This is a genomic window from Micromonospora sp. NPDC049257 (assembly GCF_040678915.1).
Lineage (GTDB): Bacteria > Actinomycetota > Actinomycetes > Mycobacteriales > Micromonosporaceae > Micromonospora > Micromonospora antibiotica.
The window spans coordinates 100,074-119,935 of the sequence record NZ_JBFAQU010000011.1; the positions used below are offsets into that span (position 1 = coordinate 100,074).

21 protein-coding genes are annotated in these 19,862 nt (G+C 71.9%); 14 read left to right on the top strand and 7 right to left on the bottom strand.

Annotated features, from left to right (window positions below; all coding sequences use genetic code 11):
- Window positions 1–37: 37 nt before the first annotated feature.
- Both AB0K25_RS18150 and AB0K25_RS18155 read left to right on the top strand, forming a co-directional pair.
- On the top strand, window positions 38–529 hold the full coding sequence (locus tag AB0K25_RS18150) for a SigE family RNA polymerase sigma factor (RefSeq protein ID WP_208568590.1): 492 nt from the start codon (window positions 38–40) through the stop codon (window positions 527–529).
- Window positions 529–1,443 (top strand): hypothetical protein, encoded by a 915-nt coding sequence (locus AB0K25_RS18155; protein ID WP_363821282.1) that lies wholly within the window; start codon window positions 529–531, stop codon window positions 1,441–1,443. The genes AB0K25_RS18150 and AB0K25_RS18155 overlap by 1 nt, the downstream gene beginning before the upstream one ends.
- Window positions 1,444–1,593: 150 nt before the next feature.
- Here AB0K25_RS18155 and AB0K25_RS18160 read toward each other — a convergent pair whose 3' ends face one another.
- Window positions 1,594–3,174 carry an acyl-CoA carboxylase subunit beta gene (locus tag AB0K25_RS18160; protein WP_219467094.1) on the bottom strand — a complete coding sequence of 527 codons (1,581 nt, stop codon included), beginning with the start codon at window positions 3,172–3,174 and terminating at the stop codon, window positions 1,594–1,596.
- 111 nt (window positions 3,175–3,285) lie between these two features.
- Here AB0K25_RS18160 and AB0K25_RS18165 point away from each other — a divergent pair, with 111 nt between their 5' ends.
- Window positions 3,286–4,161, top strand: a complete 876-nt coding sequence (locus tag AB0K25_RS18165) for a biotin--[acetyl-CoA-carboxylase] ligase (RefSeq protein WP_219467098.1) — start codon at window positions 3,286–3,288, stop codon at window positions 4,159–4,161.
- Window positions 4,162–4,277: 116 nt separating this feature from the next.
- The gene (locus tag AB0K25_RS18170) at window positions 4,278–4,850 is read left to right on the top strand and encodes a PH domain-containing protein (protein WP_208568586.1); all 573 of its coding nucleotides are present in this window, start codon (window positions 4,278–4,280) and stop codon (window positions 4,848–4,850) included.
- A 72-nt stretch (window positions 4,851–4,922) separates the two neighbouring features.
- Here AB0K25_RS18170 and AB0K25_RS18175 read toward each other — a convergent pair whose 3' ends face one another.
- Both AB0K25_RS18175 and AB0K25_RS18180 read right to left on the bottom strand, forming a co-directional pair.
- On the bottom strand, window positions 4,923–5,684 hold the full coding sequence (locus tag AB0K25_RS18175) for a GtrA family protein (RefSeq protein WP_219470669.1): 762 nt from the start codon (window positions 5,682–5,684) through the stop codon (window positions 4,923–4,925).
- Between the two features lie 62 nt (window positions 5,685–5,746).
- Window positions 5,747–6,286, bottom strand: coding sequence for a GtrA family protein (locus AB0K25_RS18180; RefSeq protein ID WP_208568665.1), 540 nt, complete (start codon window positions 6,284–6,286; stop codon window positions 5,747–5,749).
- A gap of 369 nt (window positions 6,287–6,655) precedes the next feature.
- Between AB0K25_RS18180 and AB0K25_RS18185 the strand changes: the two genes are divergently transcribed.
- The 3 genes from AB0K25_RS18185 to AB0K25_RS18195 all read left to right on the top strand — a co-directional run bounded on the left by AB0K25_RS18185 (window position 6,656) and on the right by AB0K25_RS18195 (window position 10,320).
- The gene (locus AB0K25_RS18185; RefSeq protein WP_219467102.1) at window positions 6,656–8,497 is read left to right on the top strand and encodes a phosphoenolpyruvate carboxykinase (GTP); all 1,842 of its coding nucleotides are present in this window, start codon (window positions 6,656–6,658) and stop codon (window positions 8,495–8,497) included.
- A gap of 78 nt (window positions 8,498–8,575) precedes the next feature.
- Complete coding sequence (locus AB0K25_RS18190) at window positions 8,576–9,436, top strand: hypothetical protein (protein ID WP_357536240.1); 861 nt, start codon at window positions 8,576–8,578, stop codon at window positions 9,434–9,436.
- 113 nt (window positions 9,437–9,549) lie between these two features.
- Window positions 9,550–10,320, top strand: a complete 771-nt coding sequence (locus AB0K25_RS18195; RefSeq protein ID WP_208568582.1) for an isoprenyl transferase — start codon at window positions 9,550–9,552, stop codon at window positions 10,318–10,320.
- Window positions 10,321–10,382: 62 nt separating this feature from the next.
- Here the strand turns inward: AB0K25_RS18195 and otsB are convergent, their stop codons facing one another.
- The 3 genes from otsB to AB0K25_RS18210 all read right to left on the bottom strand — a co-directional run bounded on the left by otsB (window position 10,383) and on the right by AB0K25_RS18210 (window position 12,253).
- Complete coding sequence (gene otsB, locus AB0K25_RS18200) at window positions 10,383–11,207, bottom strand: trehalose-phosphatase (RefSeq protein WP_208568581.1); 825 nt, start codon at window positions 11,205–11,207, stop codon at window positions 10,383–10,385.
- A gap of 89 nt (window positions 11,208–11,296) precedes the next feature.
- Complete coding sequence (locus AB0K25_RS18205) at window positions 11,297–11,650, bottom strand: hypothetical protein (protein ID WP_219467108.1); 354 nt, start codon at window positions 11,648–11,650, stop codon at window positions 11,297–11,299.
- A gap of 162 nt (window positions 11,651–11,812) precedes the next feature.
- Window positions 11,813–12,253 carry an XRE family transcriptional regulator gene (locus tag AB0K25_RS18210; RefSeq protein ID WP_208568579.1) on the bottom strand — a complete coding sequence of 147 codons (441 nt, stop codon included), beginning with the start codon at window positions 12,251–12,253 and terminating at the stop codon, window positions 11,813–11,815.
- A gap of 265 nt (window positions 12,254–12,518) precedes the next feature.
- Here AB0K25_RS18210 and AB0K25_RS18215 point away from each other — a divergent pair, with 265 nt between their 5' ends.
- From AB0K25_RS18215 to AB0K25_RS18240, 6 genes are all read left to right on the top strand, one after another.
- Window positions 12,519–12,863, top strand: coding sequence for a hypothetical protein (locus tag AB0K25_RS18215; protein WP_208568578.1), 345 nt, complete (start codon window positions 12,519–12,521; stop codon window positions 12,861–12,863).
- Window positions 12,864–12,894: 31 nt separating this feature from the next.
- Complete coding sequence (locus AB0K25_RS18220) at window positions 12,895–13,299, top strand: hypothetical protein (protein ID WP_219467110.1); 405 nt, start codon at window positions 12,895–12,897, stop codon at window positions 13,297–13,299.
- 369 nt (window positions 13,300–13,668) lie between these two features.
- Complete coding sequence (locus AB0K25_RS18225) at window positions 13,669–15,084, top strand: PhoH family protein (protein ID WP_219467112.1); 1,416 nt, start codon at window positions 13,669–13,671, stop codon at window positions 15,082–15,084.
- Between the two features lie 287 nt (window positions 15,085–15,371).
- Window positions 15,372–16,070 (top strand): transglycosylase SLT domain-containing protein, encoded by a 699-nt coding sequence (locus AB0K25_RS18230; protein WP_208568575.1) that lies wholly within the window; start codon window positions 15,372–15,374, stop codon window positions 16,068–16,070.
- Between the two features lie 114 nt (window positions 16,071–16,184).
- Entirely contained in the window at window positions 16,185–16,838 is a 654-nt protein-coding gene (locus AB0K25_RS18235) for a rhomboid family intramembrane serine protease (RefSeq protein WP_208568574.1), read from the top strand.
- Window positions 16,839–16,971: 133 nt separating this feature from the next.
- Window positions 16,972–17,940: an NAD(P)/FAD-dependent oxidoreductase gene (locus AB0K25_RS18240; protein WP_208568573.1), complete on the top strand. Its 969-nt coding sequence runs from the start codon at window positions 16,972–16,974 to the stop codon at window positions 17,938–17,940.
- A gap of 130 nt (window positions 17,941–18,070) precedes the next feature.
- On the opposite strand, the gene AB0K25_RS18245 is transcribed toward AB0K25_RS18240, so the two are convergent.
- On the bottom strand, window positions 18,071–18,757 hold the full coding sequence (locus AB0K25_RS18245; protein ID WP_219467115.1) for a TetR/AcrR family transcriptional regulator: 687 nt from the start codon (window positions 18,755–18,757) through the stop codon (window positions 18,071–18,073).
- A 141-nt stretch (window positions 18,758–18,898) separates the two neighbouring features.
- Here AB0K25_RS18245 and AB0K25_RS18250 point away from each other — a divergent pair, with 141 nt between their 5' ends.
- Complete coding sequence (locus AB0K25_RS18250) at window positions 18,899–19,852, top strand: NAD-dependent epimerase/dehydratase family protein (protein ID WP_357536243.1); 954 nt, start codon at window positions 18,899–18,901, stop codon at window positions 19,850–19,852.
- Window positions 19,853–19,862 lie beyond the last annotated feature (10 nt).

The following is a 19,862-nucleotide window of genomic DNA, read 5'->3' on the forward strand; positions in this document are numbered from 1 at the left end:
CGCGTGTCACCTGCGACCGCCACGGGGAGGTACCAGGGTGCCGGACGTCGACGGGTTCGACGAGTTCTACCGGGGCAGCCGACACCGGCTGCTCGGCTTCGTCTGCGCGCTCACCGGCAACCTGGCCGAGGCGCAGGACGCCGTGCAGGAGGCGTACGTGCGGGCCTGGCAACGCTGGTCGACGGTGAGCGGGTACGACGACCCGGAAGCCTGGGTACGGGTGGTGGCCTCCAGGATCGCGGTCAGCCGTTGGCGCAGCCTGCGCAGTCGGGCCCGCGCCTACCTGCGGCACGGGGCGACCGAGAGCGTGCCCGGCCCCGGCACCGACACCCTGGAAGTGGTCGCCGCCCTGCGGCAACTGCCCGAGGAACAGCGCATCGCGCTCGCCCTGTACTACCTGGTCGGCATGCCCGTCGCCGAGGTGGCCCGGCAGACCGCAGCCCCGGTGGGCACGGTCAAGGCCCGGCTCTCCCGGGGACGTGCCGCGCTCGCCGGGCTGCTCACCGTTGCTGACCTGGAGGAGGTCTGATGGCTGAGGATCCGACCTTCGTCGACCGGCTGCACCGGGACCTGCGTACGGTCCACTGGCCCGAGCCGGCGGAGATCCGGGCCCGCGCCCGTCGCCGGGCCCGTCGGACGGCGGGGCTGTCGGCGGTGACGGTGCTCGTGGTGCTGGCCGGCTCCGCCGCGCTGGTGACCGGGCGGTCCGCCGGGCTGCCGTCACCCACCGCCCCGGTGGCGGCCTCGGACTCCGCACCGGTCGTCTACCCGGCCCGGACGGAGATCCCCCTCGCCGCCCTGCTGACCCCCGCCGACCTGCCCGTGCGGACCGGGGAGGGGCTGGGCGGGACGGGGCTGGCCGAGACCGTCCAGGTCGACCCGCTGCTCGAATCGTGCGGGCGGGAACGTGCGGTCGCCGCCCAACTGCCGGTGTCCCGCGCCTCCCGTTCACAGACCCTGCTGCGTCCCGGAGCCCGCACCGACGTCCCGGTCGCCCAGGTGCTGAGCCAGGACGTCTACCGGATCGACCCACCCCGGGGCCGGTGGCTGTTCGGGGAGATCTACCGGCTGCTCGACGCCTGCGCGACGTGGACCCTCGGCGCGTCCCTGCTGACCGCCGATCAGCAGCCGGCCCGCACCGGGCAGGAGCACCGCTGGGAGCCCGCGGCGAGAGACTTCGCCGGTGACCAGTCGGTGCTGCTGCGGCACGTGACGTCGCAGCCCCGGGCGCAGGCCGACGGGGAGCCGGCCGGCCGGCCGGCAGCCGTCGAGGCGACCCTGGTGGTCCGGGTCGGTGACCTGGTGACCGTGGTCGCGCCCGCCCCGGAAACGGTCGCCGACCGGGTCGACGGCACCGGTCCGGAGCTGACCCAGGCCGCCCTCGTCGCGTTGGGCGGGAGAGCCGCGAAACGCCTCTGCCCGGCCACCGACTCGCCCTGCTGACCGGCCCGGGTTCCCCCGGCCCTGCTGACCGGCCTGCGGGCTGCCGGCCCTTACCGGCCCGCTTGCCCCCGGCGGGGGTCCTGCTCTGCTGCCCGGTGCGCGCCAGGGCGGCTGCCCGGTCCACCGTCGGCACGTCCGGGGCCGGGTCGGCTACAGCGGGATGTTGCCGTGCTTCTTCGGCGGCAACGTCTCCCGCTTGGTCCGCAGCACCCGCAGCGCCCGGACGATCTGGGTCCGGGTCTCGTGCGGCGGGATCACCGCGTCGACGTACCCGCGCTCGGCGGCGACGTACGGGTTGGCCAGGGTGTCCTCGTACTCGGCGATCCGCTCGGCCCGGACGGCGGCGGGGTCCTCGGCGGCGGCCAGCTCCTGCCGGTAGAGGATGTTCACCGCGCCCTGCGCACCCATCACCGCGATCTGCGCCGTCGGCCAGGCGAAGTTCAGGTCCGCCCCGAGATGCTTGGAGCCCATCACGTCGTACGCCCCGCCGTACGCCTTGCGGGTGATCACGGTGACCTTCGGCACGGTCGCCTCGGCGTACGCGTAGAGCAGCTTCGCGCCCCGGCGGATGATGCCATCCCACTCCTGGCCGGTGCCGGGCAGGAACCCGGGAACGTCCACGAAGGTCAGCACCGGGATGTTGAACGCGTCGCAGGTACGCACGAACCGGGCCGCCTTCTCCGAGGCGGCGATGTCGAGGGTGCCGGCGAAGTGCATCGGCTGGTTGGCGACCACCCCCACCGGGCGGCCCTCCACCCGGCCGTAGCCGACCACGATGTTCTGCGCGTAGAGCGGCTGCACCTCCAGGAACTCGCCGTCGTCGAGGACGTGCTCGACGACCCGGTGCATGTCGTACGGCTGGTTGGCCGAGTCGGGGACCAGGGTGTCCAGTTCCCGGTCGGCGTCGGTGACGTCGAGGTCGGCCGGCGCGTCGAGGACCACCGGTTCGTCCAGGTTGTTCGACGGCAGGTAGGACAGCAGCGCCTTGACGTAGTCGATCGCGTCGTCCTCGTCGGTGGCCAGGTAGTGCGCGTTGCCGCTGCGCGTGTTGTGGGTACGCGCGCCACCCAGCTCCTCCATCGCCACGTCCTCGCCGGTGACCGTCTTGATGACGTCCGGGCCGGTGATGAACATGTGCGAGGTCTGGTCGACCATCACGGTGAAGTCGGTGACCGCCGGGGAGTAGACGGCGCCACCCGCGCACGGACCCATGATCAGCGAAACCTGGGGGATGACCCCGCTGGCCCGTACGTTGCGGAAGAAGATCTCGCCGTAGAGGCCGAGCGAGACGACGCCCTCCTGGATGCGCGCGCCACCGGAGTCGTTGATCCCGACCACCGGGCAGCCGATCTTCATGGCCAGGTCCATCACCTTGACGATCTTTTCGCCGAAGACCTCGCCGAGGGAGCCGCCGAAGACGGTGAAGTCCTGCGCGAAGACGCAGACCTGCCGGCCGTCCACGGTGCCGTAACCGGTGACCACCCCGTCGCCGTACGGGCGGGTGCGGTCCAGGCCGAAATTGGTGGACCGGTGCCGGGCGAACTCGTCCAGCTCGACGAAGGAGCCCTCGTCGAGCAGCAGCTCGATCCGCTCCCGGGCGGTCTTCTTGCCCCGCGCGTGCTGCTTCTCCACCCCGCGCGCGCCCGCGTGGACCGCCTCGTCGACCCGTCGCTCCAGGTCCGCCAGCTTGCCCGCGGTGCTGTGGATGTTGGTCCCGGTCTCGGTAGTCACCCTGGGAATATAACGATGGTTCAGGCCGACGCCGCTGTGCAGTACGCCTCAGTAGCTTCCGGCGGAGGCTGGCCGGGCGGCGGCGTCGACCCCGGCCCGTAGGCTGGCGGGATGCCGGGTTCGCCGTACACCGATCTGGATCGACCGCCGCTGTCGGCGGCGCGGCTGTCCCGGGCGTTGACCGCGCCGCTGGGCCCCTGGCGGCGGCTGGACCTGCGGTCGGAGACCGGCTCGACCAACGCCGACGTGGCCGACGCCGCGCGGGCCGGCGAGCCGGAGGGCCTGGTCGTGGTCGCCGAGCGGCAGACCGCCGGCCGGGGCCGACGCGGTCGGGTCTGGCAGTCACCGCCGCGGGCGGGCCTCGCGACCAGCGTCCTGCTGCGGCCCGGAGAGGCCGTCACCGAGCGCGACTGGCCGCCCGCGCCCCCGACCGGGTACGGCTGGCTGCCGCTGCTCGCCGGTGTCGCGCTGGTCGAGGCGGTGTCCCGGCTGGCCGAGCTGGACGCCGGGTTGAAGTGGCCCAACGACCTGCTGGTCGGCGAGGCCAAGTGCGCCGGCATCCTGGCCGAGGCGGTGCCGGCGGCCGGGTCGGCCGAGCCACCCGCGATCGTGCTCGGCATCGGCCTGAACGTGACGCTGCGCGCCGACGAACTGCCGGAGAACCCCACCGGCCTGCCGGCCACCTCGCTGCAACTGGCCGGGGCCACCGCGACCGACCGTGATCCGCTGCTACGGGCCCTGCTGCGCGGCCTCGCCGACTGGTACGACAGGTGGCGGGCGGCCGGCGGTGACGCCGACGCGTGCGGCCTGCGGGAGGCGTACCTGGTCTCCTGCGCCACGGTGGGCCGGCAGGTGCGGGTGCTGCTGCCCGACGGTTCCGCGTTGACCGGGCTCGCCACCGGGGTGGATCCCGACGGGCACCTGCTGGTCGACACCGCTGCCGGTCAGCGGCGGCTGGCCGCCGGGGACGTGCTGCACCTGCGCTGACCGGGCCGTCTGCGGTCGGTTCGTGCGTGGGGTGCACGGCGGGCCGCCCGGCTGATCCGGCGGGTCGTGTCGACCGGTTACGGTCAGCGCGTCCGGTTGTCGGCTAGGAGGTTCCCGTGGCGTTCCCCGAAGACGTGCTCACCGAGGACGAGCACGTCGTCCTGCACCTGCACCCGCACTGGAAGGCGCTGCTGCGGCCGGTCCTGGTGCTGGTCATCGGTGTCGCGGCGGTGGTGGCGGGCTGGCTCCTGCTGCCCGACGGCGACGGTGGCGCGCTGGTGCTCGCCGTGGTCGCCGGTCTGTTCCTGATCGCGGTGCTCTGGCTGGGGTTGTGGCCGTTCCTGGTCTGGCGCAGCACGCACTACCTGTTCACCAACGAGCGGGTGCTGCTCCAGGAGGGGGTCTTCTCCCGGCACCGGCGGGACCTGCCGCTGGCCCGGATCAACGACCACTCGATGACCCAGCGGTTCACCGAACGGCTGCTGGGGTGCGGCACGCTCACCATCGAGTCGGCCGGCGAGCGGGGGCAGTCGGTGCTCGTCGACGTGCCCCGGGTCGACCGGGTGCAGACCACCCTCTACGAGCTGGTGGAGGCGCAGCACGACAAGCACACGCTTGGCGACGGGGAGATGCGCGACATCCTGGCCGACATGCGGGAGGGCAAGCCGCTGCGCGACACCACCGGCTGACCCGGGCGGGGGTGCGCGACGGCCCCGGGGCGTTCCCGGGGCCGTACCGGTCGGATCGCGGGACCGGGTCGGTCAGGCGCGTGGCGCGCGGTTGGTGCCGGCGTGCAGCTCGGTGGGCAGTTTCGCGTTCAGGTCACCGCCGGCCGCCGTCCGGCCGACGCCGCTGCTTCCGCCCCGGGCCTGTGTGAACACCGTTTCGGTGGCCGGCGCGGGGGTGCGCGGCGGTTCGGCGGCGGGTCGGAGCGTGGGGCCGGTGGTCGGGCCGGGTCGTGGTTCCGGCTGGGCCTGGGCCTCCTCCAGCTCGCTGACCGATTCGGCCAGTTCGGCCACCGGGTCCAGTTCGGCCATGGTGTCCCACTCGTCCCGCTTGATGGCGTGCCAGCTCTCCTCGGCGTGCCGGGGGACCGGCTGGAAGACGAAGGTCCGGTAGGACCAGAACCGGAACAGGGTGGCGAGCAGTACGCCGCCGGTCTTCGCCACGTTGAGCGCGAGCAGGCTGTTGAACCCCAGGCCGTACTTGGCGGCGGCGAGCACGCCCAGTTCGATGATCAGGCCGGCGCCGTTGAACAGAAAGAAAAGGGCGTATTCGCGCTTAAGTGCTGATTTGGGACGATCCCGGTACGTCCAGTGACGATTCATCAGATACGACGTGATAGTCGCCACGATGGTGGCGATGACCGTCGCCTTCAGTTGACCGTCGACAAAGACCGTGAGTGCCAGGGCATTGAACACCGCGTAATTGATGACGGTGTTGACGCCCCCGACGATGCCGAATTTGAGCGCCTCGCGGATGAACTTCTGCCAGCGCTCGGGCAGCAGACGGACAAGACGCATGCGCAACACCTTAGGGCAGTGGACGATGCCGGAGGCTCCGGCTGGACGGGGAGGGCGACCGCTCACGACCCGGGCGACGGGTCGTCGGTGGTCGCCTCCGGAAGCGGGGGAGTTCCCGCTTCGACGAAGACGAACCGTCGGTACGACCAGAACCGGAACAGCGTGCCGAGCGCGGTGCCGACCACGTAGCTGGCGATGTTGTCGGCCAACGGGGTGCGGAAGACGTCGGGCCAGATGCTGCCCAGGCCGTAGCGGCTGCCCGCCAGGCAGGCCACCGCGATGCCCAGGCCGACCGCGTTGAAGAAGAAGAACAGCGCGTACTCGCGGGCCGGGTTGGAGCGGACCCGGTGCCGCCAGGTCCAGAACCGGTTGCCGACGAACGCGACAGTCGCCGCGATCACCGTGGAGATGACCCGGGCGGTCACCGGCTCCATCCCGCGGGCCAGCGTGAGGAAGTTGAACAGCGCGAAGTCGACCAGGAAGGCCACCCCGCCCACGGTGGCGAACTTGCTCAACTCGCGGATGAGGTGACCGAACCGGTCCAGCAGCGAACGGACCAGACCCGGGCGGGTCTGTGGGGTCCCCGGTTGGTCCCCGGTCATCGTCGCGGCCACCTCGCGAGCGTACCGGTTGCCGGCTGATCGGACGGGGCACCACCGGCGACCTGTCGCGCGCCGCGCGCCGATCCGCCCGGACGCCCGGTTTCTCCGTCGCCGGCCGTCCGTTCTCGCGGTCACCGGCAGTTCGCCTGAGGATTTGCGTGAAACTGCGCGTGAAAGCGGGTATCAGCTCGTGTTACCGCAGCCGGGCGGCACCTTGTGCAGTTGTTCACAACCAGTCCCACTGACTCGCGGGTCCGCCCGGTTTACGCTGAGGCCAATCCCAGGTTTCCACGAAGGCGACGCGGCCCGCGTCCGCCGAGACTCGTGCATCCCATAAATCGGTCAGCGTCGACCACAAGGAGATGAGTCATGGTTGCTCCGGCTACTGTGCGGGGGATCGATCAGGCCCCCACGACCCACCCCAAGCTGCTCGCCTGGGTCCGGGAGATCGCGGAACTGACGACCCCGGACCGGGTGGTCTGGGTGGACGGAACCGACGAGGAGTGGCGGCGTCTCACCGACGAACTCGTCGACAGCGGGACCCTGATCCGGCTCAACCCGGAAAAGAAGCCGAACTCCTTCTACGCCCGCACCGACCCCACGGACGTCGCCCGGGTCGAGGAGCGCACCTTCATCTGCTCGGTGGACGAAGCGGACGCCGGCCCCACCAACAACTGGATGGCGCCGGCCGAGATGAAGCGGACGATGACCGAGTTGTACCGGGGTGCGATGCGCGGCCGGACGATGTACGTCATCCCGTTCTGCATGGGCCCGGTCGAGGCCGAGAACCCGATGTTCGGCGTCGAGATCACCGACAGCCCGTACGTGGTCGCCTCGATGCGGATCATGACCCGGATGGGTGCCGCCGTGCTGGAGGCGATGGGCGACGACGCCGACTTCGTGCACGCGCTGCACTCCATCGGCGCCCCGCTCGCCCCCGGCCAGTCCGACGTGGCCTGGCCGTGCAACGAGACGAAGTACATCTCGCACTTCCCGGAGAGCCGGGAGATCTGGTCCTACGGCTCCGGCTACGGCGGCAACTCGCTGCTGGGCAAGAAGTGCTACTCGCTGCGGATCGCCAGCGTGATGGGGCGGGACGAGGGCTGGCTCGCCGAGCACATGCTGATCCTCAAGATCACCTCGCCGGAGGGGAAGGTCTACCACGTGGCGGGCGCGTTCCCGTCCGCCTGCGGCAAGACCAACCTGGCCATGCTGGAGCCGACCATCCCCGGTTGGAAGGTCGAGACCATCGGCGACGACATCGCCTGGATGCGGTTCGGCCCCGACGGTCGCCTCTACGCGGTCAACCCGGAGTACGGCCTGTTCGGCGTCGCCCCGGGCACCGACTGGAAGACCAACGCCAACGCGATGCGCACGCTGGACCGGGGCAACTCCGTGTTCACCAACGTCGCCCTCACCGACGACGGTGACATCTGGTGGGAGGGCATGGGTGAGCCGCCGGCCCACCTGACCGACTGGAAGGGCAACGACTGGACGCCGGAGAGCGAGCAGCTCTCCTCCCACGCGAACAGCCGGTTCTGCACCCCGATCACCCAGTGCCCGATCCTGGCCGACGACTACTTCGACCCCAACGGGGTACCGATCGACGCGATCCTGTTCGGCGGGCGTCGCCGGGACACCATCCCGCTGGTCACCGAGGCCCGCGACTGGGTGCACGGGGTCTACCTGGGGGCGACGCTCTCCTCGGAGACCACCGCCGCCGCGTCCGGCGCGGTCGGCGTGGTGCGCCGCGACCCGATGGCGATGCTGCCGTTCATCGGCTACCACGCCGGTGACTACTTCAACCACTGGATCGAGATGGGCAAGGGCGTCGACGGGGACGCCGCCAAGCTGCCGAAGATCTACTACGTGAACTGGTTCCGCAAGGACGCCGAGGGCAACTTCCTCTGGCCCGGCTTCGGCGAGAACTCGCGCGTGCTGAAGTGGGTCGTCGAGCGGCTCGAGGGCACCGCCGCCGCGGTGGAGACCCCGATCGGCATGGTGCCGACCGCCGACGCGCTGGACGTCGAGGGGCTCGACATGACCCCCGAGGACGTCCGGATCGCCCTGAAGGTCGACCCCGAGGAGTGGCGCAACGAGTTGCCGCTGGTCACCGAGTGGTTCGAGAAGTTCGGTGACAAGCTGCCCGCCGTCCTGTGGTCGGAGCTGGACGCGCTGCGCGCCCGGCTCGACGCGGAGCAGCCGCGGTAACCAGACACCGGGCAGCCTCCGTCGCGGCGCAGCGGTGACAGGTGTGCCGGAGGCCCGTTGCGGGCAACATCACCAACCATGAGGACGGCCGCCGTGACCCCGCAGGTCCGGCGGCCGTCCGCCGTCCGGGTGTTGACCGTCCTGCTGGCGTCGACCGCCGCCGCCACCGTCGTGGTCGAGCTGCTCAACTGGTGGTACGCCCCGGAGCAGGAGTTCGGCCTCGCGGTACGCACCGGCTGGGCGATGCTGCGCTCGTTGGGTTTCCTGGTGCTGATCGGGCAGGTGACCCGGGGACGGGCCGGGGCGAAGCCGTTCGGGCTGATCCTCGCCGTGACCACCGTCTTCGCGGTCGGCCGGCTGGTGGTGCCCCGGCAGGGCGTGCCGCCGCTGCCCGGCCTGCTCGGCTTCGCCGTGCTCACCGCGCTCTGCGTCGCCGTGGTCGTGCTGCTCTACCGCTGCGACGCGGTCACCGGGCATCTGGTGCGCCACCGCCGGGGCCTGGTGGTCGAGGACGGGACGATCGCCTGGCGGGAGGTCGCCCCGAAACGCCCCCAGGTCACCGGTTGGCTGCTCACCGCCCGGGTGGCCGCCTTCACCTACAGTCCGCTGATGCTGGTGCCCGCCCTGGTGGCCGGCGGCGCGGTGCTGGACGGCCGGCTCGCCGCCGTACCGGTGGTGCTGCTCTGGTTCGGTGGCGGCATCGTGGTCAGCTATCTGGTGCTGTTCTGTACGGCGTTCCTGATGCGTGGCCGACCCTGGGCCCGCCGCCTGCTGGTGACGGTCACCCTGGGCGTCCTCGCGGTCAACGTCCCCCTGTGCTGGTGGCTCCTCGGCCTGGACGGCCTGGTCCGCGACGGCGCCCCCCTCCTGGCGGCGGCCTCCCTCACCCTCTATTCCCTCCACCGCGCCACCCCCGCCCCCGAGGGCCCGCCCGGGTGATCAAGAGGTTTCGGTCAGCGGCAGGCGGTGGGATGGCGTATTTCTCTTGATCACGCCCGTAGTGCGCCCACCGAGGCACTGATATTCGGTGCGGGTCGCTACGCTGCAGGGTGATGACTCTGCGGAACCTTATCTACTCCGTCTACGAGCGCCGGTTGACGGCCAGGCTCGCAGGTCGGCCGGTGCCCCGGCACGTGGGCGTGATGTGCGACGGCAATCGTCGGTGGGCGCGGGAGATGGGCCTCGTCGATCCGAACGACGGGCACCGGATGGGTGCCGAGCGGATCAAGGAGTTGCTGCGCTGGTGTGACGCGGCCGGGGTGGGTCACGTCACCCTCTGGTTGCTCTCCACCGACAACCTGTCCAGGCCGGCGGAGGAACTCGACCCGCTGCTCCAGATCATCGAGGATCTGACCACCGAGCTGGCCGAGGAGGGCAACCCCTGGCGGCTGCGGATGGTCGGCGCGCTCGACGTGCTGCCGACCCAGCACGCCCAGGCGCTCAAGGCCGCCGAGGAACGCACCCGGGAGCGCAGCGGCGGCGCCCAGGTCAACATCGCCGTCGGGTACGGCGGCCGGCGCGAGATCGCCGACGCGGTCCGTTCGCTGCTGGTGGAGCACGCCGCCAAGGGCGGCACCATCGAGGAACTGGCCAACTCGTTGGACGTGGACCACATCTCGGAGCACCTCTACACCCGGGGCCTGCCCGACCCGGATCTGATCATCCGGACCAGCGGCGAGCAGCGCCTGTCGGGCTTCATGCTCTGGCAGTCGGCGCACTCGGAGTTCTACTTCTGCGAGCTGAACTGGCCGGACTTCCGGCGGGTCGACTTCCTCCGCGCCCTGCGCTCCTACGGCACCCGGCAACGCCGCTACGGCACCTGACCCACCGACGCGACCGGGCGGGCCGTCCATGGCACCCCCGGAGAACGCCCGCGCGGCTGCGGTCAGGTCAGGTGGTGTACGGCCCGGGTGAGGAAGTCGCCCAGCGCGGCGGGCGAGTCGATGGTGAGGTCGGCGGCCTCGGCGACCTCACGGCCGGTCTCCGGATTGGCCACCGCCACGCAGACGCCGAGGAAACCGGGGTCGGCGGCGGACCGGGCGCGCAGTGCCGCGAACGCCTTGATGTCGGAGACGTCGTCGCCGAAGTACCAGGCGCCACCGGCGTCCCGGACCACCTCGCCGATGACCAGCCCCTTGTCCCGGTCGACGGGGGGCTTGAGCTCCAGCACCATCCGGCCCGCCTGCACCCGCAGCCCGAGCCGTTCGGCCTGGGCCCGGCCCCACTGCTCGACCGTCGGGCCGAGCTGCTGGGCGGTACGCCAGTGCAGCGCGACGCTCAGCCGCTTGAACTCCACCAGCGCTCCGGCGGGCAGTTCGGCGCGGGCCAGGTCGGCCAGTTCGGCCATGGTGGGCACCCAGGGCAGCGCGGCGGGTTCGGTGACCGTCTCGCCGCCGGAGTGGCTGTGCTCCAGGCCGTAGAGGCCGTAGAGGTCGATCCCGCTGAGGCCACCGAGGTGGTCGCGAAGGAAGTCGACGGGGCGGGCGGAGACGATCGCCACCCGCTGCACCACCGGGGCCAGCGCCTCCAACGCGGCGAGCACCTTGGGGGCGGGGCGTACCGCGGTGGGATCGTCGTCGACCGGCGCGAGGGTGCCGTCGAAGTCGAAGAAGAGGACGGTGTCGGCGGCCCGCTCGGCGGTGGTACGCCAGGCGTGCTCAGCATCCAGCGGAATCGGTGGCTGCTGGTTACCCAGATTCAACGACGGCACGCGCGACAGCGTACCCCGGGGGTGGTGGCTGATTCGTGGCTTCGGAGTGGCTTCTTGACACCGGCGGGATGGGCTGATCGTGGTGCGCCTCAGCGCTCGGCGGCTCCCCGGCCGCGTCGTCCCAACGGCACCACTGTGGCCTGCCGGCCCTGGTTGAGCAGGTAACCCTCGACGAAACCGGTGTTCCGGTCGCCGGTGCGGGCCTCGATCTCGTTGAGCCGCGCCACCATGAAGTCGGTGAGCGCGCTGACCCGGTCGTCGAGTCGGTCGTGCAGTTCGGCGACCACCGCCAGGACGACGGCGGTGCCGGCGGCGGTGAGGGCGAAGAGGTTGACGACCAGCGGAATCTGCCCGCCGGGGCCCAGGCCGACCACCAGGTTCGCGGTCACGCACGCGGTCAGGGAGACTGCCGCGACCACGACTGCCCACCATTTCAGGGTCATGGACAGACCCCTCCTTCTGTCCCGCAGGGCTGAGTTCGGCCTTGTCCCGTCCCCCCGCCGACGACGAGCCCAAGCAGTACGGATACGGACGCTAGCGTGCCCGTTGCGGCCCCGGAGCGAAACGGTCGGGTCTGCTCAGGCGTTCTTTCGCCATCTGAGGAACTACCCGGCCTGCTCGCCTCCATTTCGGACATCGAGGGGGAGCGTAGGGCGGTATGCGAGATAACGAATGGTTTCCCGGATGTGGAACTTCTCCGCGTCCGACACGGCGGGATCGACCAGCCGGCGCAGCAACGCCTCGACGTCCGGGTCCATCGGAGGGGTGTTCGCCGCACCCCGGGGAGCGGCGGCCCGGTCCCAGCCGAGGGCGGTGAAGGCGGCGGCGGGGTTGAGGCCGAGCCCCTCACAGAACGCCACCACCCGTTCGGCCTCCGGGTCGCTGGCCCAGTCGCCGCGGACCCACCGGTTGATCGTCTGGCGGGAGACGCCGGTGCGGCGGGAGACCTCGGTGCCGGTCCAGGCCCGCATGGCCCGGGCGTCGTCGAGCGCCCGGCGAACGAAGGTGGCGAATGCGATCTTCCGGGCGGGGGCGGTCTCGGTCACCCCGTGACGGTACGGCCGTAACGCCCGTCCGGGGTGCCCGGGGCGGATCTTTGTCACGCATGTGAGACGCACTCATCGTGCGGCCCGACGCCTGCCGATTCCTCGCTTCATGGGTGTTTACCTGGGCATAATAGCTGCGTTGCGGGTCGGGGGGAACCGGGCAAAAAGCTGATACTGTCACGCTCATGGGACATTCTACGGTTTGTCACGTGCTTGAGACGATCACTGCTCACATGCGTCACGCGTCCGGTGCCAGGGGGGCGCGGTGACCGAACTCACGACCCGCGCCCAGGCGTTCGGCCTGATCGCGGAGGGGGTCGCCGCAGGACTCAGCGCACCCTGGCGGCTCTACCTGGCCCGCGGTTGCCGCTACCTGTCCCTGAGCGTCGGCGACCGGGACGAGTGGAACGCCTGGCGGACCCATCTGGGCTGCCCGGAGATGAGCGTCCGGGTCTACGACGCCGGGGGCGAGATCCGACGGTCCTCAATGGCCGAGGTCGTCCTGGACGGCTGCCGGATCAGCGTGGAGCTGGTCGAGGAGGTCAGCACCGAGGACCTGGAACGGTTGCTGGTCGTCGATCCGAGCCCGGCCGAGCCGGAGGACCGGTGATCCGGCCGACGCGGCCCACCGGAGCCGCCCGATGAGCCCGCTTCTCGCCGTGTTCCTCGTCCTCGTGCTGGGTGCGACCAGTTACGCCGCCGGTCGGTTGCACGGCCAGCTGAGCTATCGGATCGGCTACCGCTTCGGCTATCGGCAGGGCTACTTCGACGGGGACCGGGGCGCCTGGAACCGGCGTCGGCGTGACGCCCAGGCGGTGCTCGCCTCGGCGCTCGCCGTCCCAGCTGGGACGGCTGCGGCTGCGGGACCGTCCGCCCCGGCGGTCCGCCAGGGCACCACCTACGCCGGCTCCTCGTTCACCGCCCCGCCGGGCCCGGTCGCCGTCCGTCCTGCCCCGATGGCCGCCCCGCCGGGGCCGGTCGCTGCCCGTCCGGGGCCGGTCACCGGTCGGCACCCGACCGGCACGCTGGTTCGCCGGACCGGCTGAACCGCAGGGGCCACCTTCGTCGGTCACGGCGGACGCGGCCCAGCAGTTGGCTCGTCACCCTCCACGGCGTCGTCGACGATGTCGACCGCGTCGGACGGGTGACGCGGTTCCACCGGCCGGGATGCGCGCAGGGGGCTGGCATCCCGGCCGGTCCGCCGTCGGCCACCGCACCGGGGGCGGATCCTCGTCTGCCTCTAGCCGAGGCGGCCCGACGCCGCTAGCGTCTAGGCATGACCCGGGGTTTTCCCGGGTCAGCCGGCCGCCCGGATCTGCGACCTCGCGCACGGGGTTCCGCATCCGACCCCGTGTCCCCGGGCACCGGAGGAGGCGGAACGCGGATGGCGGATGCCCGTCCGTCGGAGCAGGCCTGTGACGACTCGCCGTACGCCCGCCGGTGTCGACCAGATCCCGGCCGCGACTGCCACGACCCGCCGATCCACCCGGAGCCGCCGTACGACGGCCGCTGCTCCGCCCGGCCCCGAGGAGCCCGGACCAAGCGGCCAGGTGTTCGTCCTGGACACGTCGGTGCTCCTGTCCGACCCGGCGGCCTTCCACCGCTTCGCCGAGCACGAGGTGGTCCTGCCCCTCGTGGTGATCTCGGAGCTGGAGGGCAAGCGGCACCACCCGGAGCTGGGTTGGTTCGCCCGCCAGTCCCTGCGGATGCTCGACGAGCTGCGGGTCCGGCACGGTCGGCTGGACCGCCCGGTGCCCGCCAACGAGTCCGGCGGCACGCTCACGGTGGAGCTGAACCACTCGGACGGCGGCGTCCTCCCCCCGGGCTTCCGCAACGAGTCCAACGACGCCCGCATCCTGTCGGTGGCGCTGAACCTGGCCGCCGAGGGGCGGGAGGTGACCCTGGTCAGCAAGGACATGCCGTTGCGGGTCAAGGCCGCCGCGGTGGGCCTGCGGGCCGACGAGTACCGGCACGGCCAGGCCAGCGATCCGACCTGGACGGGGATGGCCGAGCTGGAGCTGGGTGAGGACGAGATCGGCCGGCTCTACGCCGGGGACTGCCTCGACCTGGACGCCGCCGCCGGGCTGTCCTGCCACACCGGCCTGGTGCTGCACTCCACCCGGGGGTCGGCCCTGGGTCGGGTGCTGCCCGACAAGACGGTCCGGCTGGTCCGGGGCGACCGGGAGGCGTTCGGGGTGCACGGGCGGTCGGCCGAGCAGCGGATCGCGCTGGACCTGCTGCTGGACGAGTCGATCGGGATCGTGTCGCTGGGCGGTCGGGCCGGCACCGGCAAGTCGGCGTTGGCGCTCTGCGCCGGGCTGGAGGCGGTGATGGAACGCCGCCGGCACAAGAAGGTGGTGGTCTTCCGCCCGCTCTATGCCGTCGGCGGTCAGGAGTTGGGCTACCTGCCGGGCTCGGAGTCGGAGAAGATGTCGCCCTGGGCGCAGGCCGTCTTCGACACCCTCGGCGCGGTGGTGCACGAGAACGTGCTGGAGGAGGTCACCTCCCGGGGCATTCTGGAGGTCCTCCCGCTGACCCACATCCGGGGCCGGAGCCTGCACGACGCCTTCGTCATCGTCGACGAGGCGCAGTCGCTGGAGCGGGGGGTGCTGCTCACCGTGCTGTCCCGGATCGGGCAGGGCTCGCGGGTGGTGCTGACCCACGACGTCGCCCAGCGGGACAACCTGCGGGTGGGCCGGCACGACGGGGTGACGGCGGTGATCGAGGCGCTGAAGGGACATCCGCTCTTCGCGCACGTCACGCTGAACCGGTCCGAGCGTTCCCCGATCGCGGCGATGGTGACCGATCTGTTGGAGGACATCCCGGGCTGAGTCCTGCGAGGGGTGGGGTCGCCCCCCATCGTCCGCATTCACTTTGTGGCACAGGTCACAATTCGCGCGCCGGGTTTCCCATCAGCCTCACTGTGCGCGATGGTGTCCCACGAGCGCCCACGTCCCGGTGGGGGTCATTGGTGAACGTTCGTCCCATCCGTGGACGAGCCGCCACCGCCCGCCGGTACGTCGGCGGCGACCGGCTGAGGTCGGGGCGCTCGTGGTGCGACCACGCCCGGCACGGGCTGGTCCGCGCCGCGCCATTGCCCCCGACGAAGGGATACTTCGTGAGTCGGCTGTGGAGCCGGTTCGGTGCCCGTACGGCCGCTGTCGCACTGCTCTCCGTGGGCGTTGCCGGCGGTTTCTACCTGGGCGAAGACCGGGAAACCCAGCAACAGGGCCTGACCGCACAGGTCGGCCTCCAGGTCGACCAGGCCGAGTACGACTACCAGCGTGACCGGCAGGCCGACCACCGGCGGGAGTCCGCCAAGCAGCGGTCCGCCGAGTACCAGGCGCGGCAGCGGGCCGCCGCAGCGGCCAAGGAGGCCGCCCAGCGGGCCAAGGCCGCCGAGGCCGCGGCGGCGTCGCGCAAGAAGGAACGTGATGAGGCCGAGGCCAAGGCCAAGTCGGAGGACGGGAAGATCAAGCCCTTCGCCGGCCCGGTCCCGGCCTCGTGCAGTTCCTACAGCGGGCACCGCAAGACCGGTTGCGCGATGCTCCTCCAGGCGGGCTTCAAGATCGACCAGATGCCCTGCCTGGACAAGCTCTGGAACAAGGAGAGCGGCTGGAACCCCAAGGCCAGCAACTCCTCGTCCGGCGCGTACGGCATCCCGCAGGCCGTGCCCGGCAACAAGATGAGCTCGGTCGCCAGCGACTGGCGGACCAATCCGGTCACCCAGATCAAGTGGGGCCTCGGCTACATCGAGGGCCGGTACGACAGCCCCTGCGGGGCCTGGGCCAAGAGCCAGAGTTCCGGCTGGTACTGATCGACGGGTACGACGGCGGGGCGGGTGGGCGACCACCCGCCCCGCCGTCGTCGTACCCCCGGTGGCGCGGGACCCGGGTGGCGGTCGGCGAAGAATGCTGATAGCCATGGTGGGGTGACCCTGCACCCGACGGGCGGCGACCCCGACCGGTTCGGCACCGAGGCGTTCTACGCGTCGCTCGGCCGGGCCTTCGTCGCCATGTGCGCGGTGGTGCCGTTCCTCTTCCTCATCGAGGCCCTCGACCAGGGGCTCGGCTTCGGGCTCGACGTGGCCGCCGGGATCATCCCGCAGCGCATCCAGGGGCTCGACGGGGTGTTCTTCTCGCCGTTCCTGCACCACGGCTTCGACCACCTCTACAGCAACAGCATCCCGCTGATCCTGCTCGGCACCTTCGTGCTGGCCGCCGGTAGCCGCCGGTTCCTCTGGTCCACCCTGGTCATCATCCTGGTCAGCGGCCTCGGCGTCTGGTTCACCGGCTCGCCCAACTCGGTGGTCGTCGGCGCGAGCGGGGTGATCTTCGGCTACCTGGGCCTGCTGTTCACCCGGGGCGTCGTCGAGCGGAGCTGGTGGAACTTCGGGGTGGTGCTGCTGGTCGGCCTGCTCTACGGCTGGCAGCTGCTCGGCATCCTGCCCACCGACGAGCGGATCTCCTGGCAGGGGCACCTGTTCGGGCTGCTCGGCGGGGTGGTCGCGGCGATCCTGTTCCGGCGTCGCCGCCCGTACGACCCGTACGGGGAGTACCGGGTCGAGTCCACGCTGAGGTCCTGAGCGGGGCGCGACCCGCCCGGCACGCGGTACGGCCGGGAGATGCTTGCCCGGACGGGGTGGCGGGCCTACCGTCGGCAGCAGCACGCGTTGATCCAACTGTGTGTGCCCGCCAGCGGAAAGCGACGGTACGCCCATGCGCGAGGTCGATGTCGCCGTGATCGGAGCCGGTCCGACGGGGCTGTTCGCCGCGTACTACGCGGGTTTCCGGGGCCTGTCGGTGGCGGTGGTCGACGCGCTGCCCGAGCCGGGCGGGCAGATCACCGCCATGTACCCGGAGAAACTGATCCTCGACGTCGCCGGTTTCCCCGCCGTCAAGGGCCGGGAGCTGGTGGCCAACCTGGTCGCTCAGGCCGCGCCCTACCACCCGGAATACCTGTTGGGCACCCGGGCCGAGAAGCTCGCCCACCTCGACGGCCGACCGGTGCTGGGCCTGGCCGGCGGCGAGCAGCTGCGCTGCGGTGCGGTGGTGGTCACCGGGGGGTTGGGCAGCTTCACCCCGCGTCCGCTGCCGGTGGCGGACAGCTTCCTCGGTGGCGGGATCGTCTACTTCGTACCGGAGCCGGCCGCGCTCGCCGACCGGGACGTGCTGATCGTGGGCGGCGGTGACTCCGCGTTCGACTGGGCGGCGACCCTGCAACCGTTGGCCCGTTCGGTGACCCTGGTGCACCGCCGGGAACGGTTCCGGGCGCACGCCGGCACGGTGGCCCGGGTGCTGTCCCTGCCGGTGCGGGTCGTCGTCAACGCCGAGGTGACCCGGCTGTACGGCGACGACACGGTGACCGCCGCCGAGATCACCGTACGGGGTGGCGCGGCGGAGACCCTGCCGGTCGACACGGTGGTCGCGGCGCTCGGTTTCACCGCCGACCTGGGGCCGCTGGCCGAGTGGGGGCTGCGGCTGGACCGGCGGCACATCGTGGTGGACAGCGCGATGGCGACCAACCTGCCCCGGGTCTTCGCCGCCGGGGACATCACCGAGTACCCGGGCAAGGTGCGGCTGATCGCCACCGGTTTCGGTGAGGCCGCCACCGCCGTCAACAACGCCGCCGTGGCCATCGACCCGGCGGCGCATCTCTTCCCCGGCCACTCCTCCGACGCCGGCTGACCCGGCGGCCACGGCCGGGCCGAGCCGGTGCCGGCCGGTCTGCAGGTGAGACCTGCGCCGTTCGGTGCGCTGCGGGAGGCCGGTGCCGGGCGGTCCGGCGCGGTGGCGGTCGGCCCTCGCCCGCCCCGGGTCAGGGCAGGCCGACGAGGTCGGCCATCAGGGCGGTCTGGTGGTCGAAGTAGGCGTCCCGGTGGGGCAGGGCCGGGCCGAGGCGGCCGAAGAGGTCGAAGCTGATCAGCCCGAAGAGCTGGGTCCAGCCGGCCATGCCCCGGGCCAGCAGGGCCTCGGGCAGGCCGGGGAAGAGGCCGGTGGCGATCTCGGCGAGGTCGGAGCGGACCGGTTCGGGCAGGTCGTCGTCGGGTGGGGCGAGCCGGCCGTCGGCCACCCCGTCGCGGAGGATGCCGATCAGGGTCCGTGGCGGGCGCTGGGCGGGGAGCACGGTGTCGACCGGGGCGGCGTACCCGGGGACCGGGCTGCCGTAGAGCAGGGCGTACTCGGCGGGGTGCGCCAGCGCCCAGGCGCGGGCGGCCCGGCACGCGGCGTGCCAGCGTCCGCGCAGGTCGGCCCGGTCGACGGCGGCGTCGGCGGACTCCACTGCTTCGCCGAGTGCGTGGTACGCCTCGATGATCAGCGCGGTGAGCAGGTCGTCGCGGCTGGGGAAGTAGCGGTAGATCGCGGACGAGACCATGCCCATGTCCCGGGCGACCGCCCGTAGGGAGAGGTCGGCACCGTCGGTGGCGAGGTGGCGGCGGGCGGTCGCCTTGATCTCGTCGATCATCTCGGCGCGGACCCGGGCGCGGATCGAGGAAGCCGGCATGGCTCCACTCTGCCACGGTCCAGAGCGGCAATCAAAATAGAGAGCACTGCTCTTGACGGGGAGCGGTCGGTCGGACATGCTGAACACGGTTCAACGAGAGCACTGCTCTCTATCCAGCCTCCCGCTCTGAAGGGTTCTCCCATGTCACTGCACGTGATCGTCGGTGCCGGTCCGGTCGGCACCGCCACCGCCCGCCACCTCGCCGAGCGGGGCGAGCAGGTCCGGCTCGTCACCCGACGGGGCACCGGCCCCGTCGACCCGGCCATCGAGCGGATCGCCGCCGACGCCGCCGACACCGACCGGCTGACCGCCCTCACCGGCGGGGCGGTCGCGCTCTACAACTGCGCCAACCCCGCCTACCACCGGTGGGCCACCGACTGGCCGCCGCTGGCCGGCGCACTGCTCACCACCGCCGAGCGCACCGGCGCGGTGCTCGCCACCGTCGGCTGCCTCTACGGCTACGGCCCGGTCGACGCGCCGATGACCGAGGACACCCCGCTCGCCGCCACCGGCACCAAGGGGCAGGTCCGCAACCGGATGTGGACCGAGGCGCTCGCCGCCCACCACGCCGGCCGGGCCCGGATCACCGAGGTGCGCGGCTCGGACTACCTCGGTGCCGAAGGCAACTCCCTGCTGCCGTTGGTGCTGCCGAAGGTGCTCGCCGGGCAACGGGTCTTCCTGCCGGTGAACTGGGACGCCCCGCACAGCTGGACGTACGTCGGGGACGTGGTGCGCACCCTGGTCGCCGCCGCCACCGACGAGCGGGCCTGGGGACGGGCCTGGCACGTGCCGAGCAACCCGGCCGTCAGCGCCCGCGAGCTGGCCGGACGGGTGGCGCAACTGGCCGGCGCCCCGGCGCCGAGGCTGGTCCGGATGCCCTACCCGTTGCTCTGGCTCGGTGGCCTGAACGACCCGTTCGCCCGCGAGCTGCGGGAGACCGCACACCAGTTCGCCCGGCCCTTCGTGCTGGACTCGACCCGGGCCACCGAAACCCTGGGCATCACGCCGACCCCGCTGGACGAGGCGCTGGCCGACACCGTCCGGATCCTCGCCGCCACCATCCGGACGCCCACCCCGGCGGGCGGGGCGCACTGACCGCCGCCCG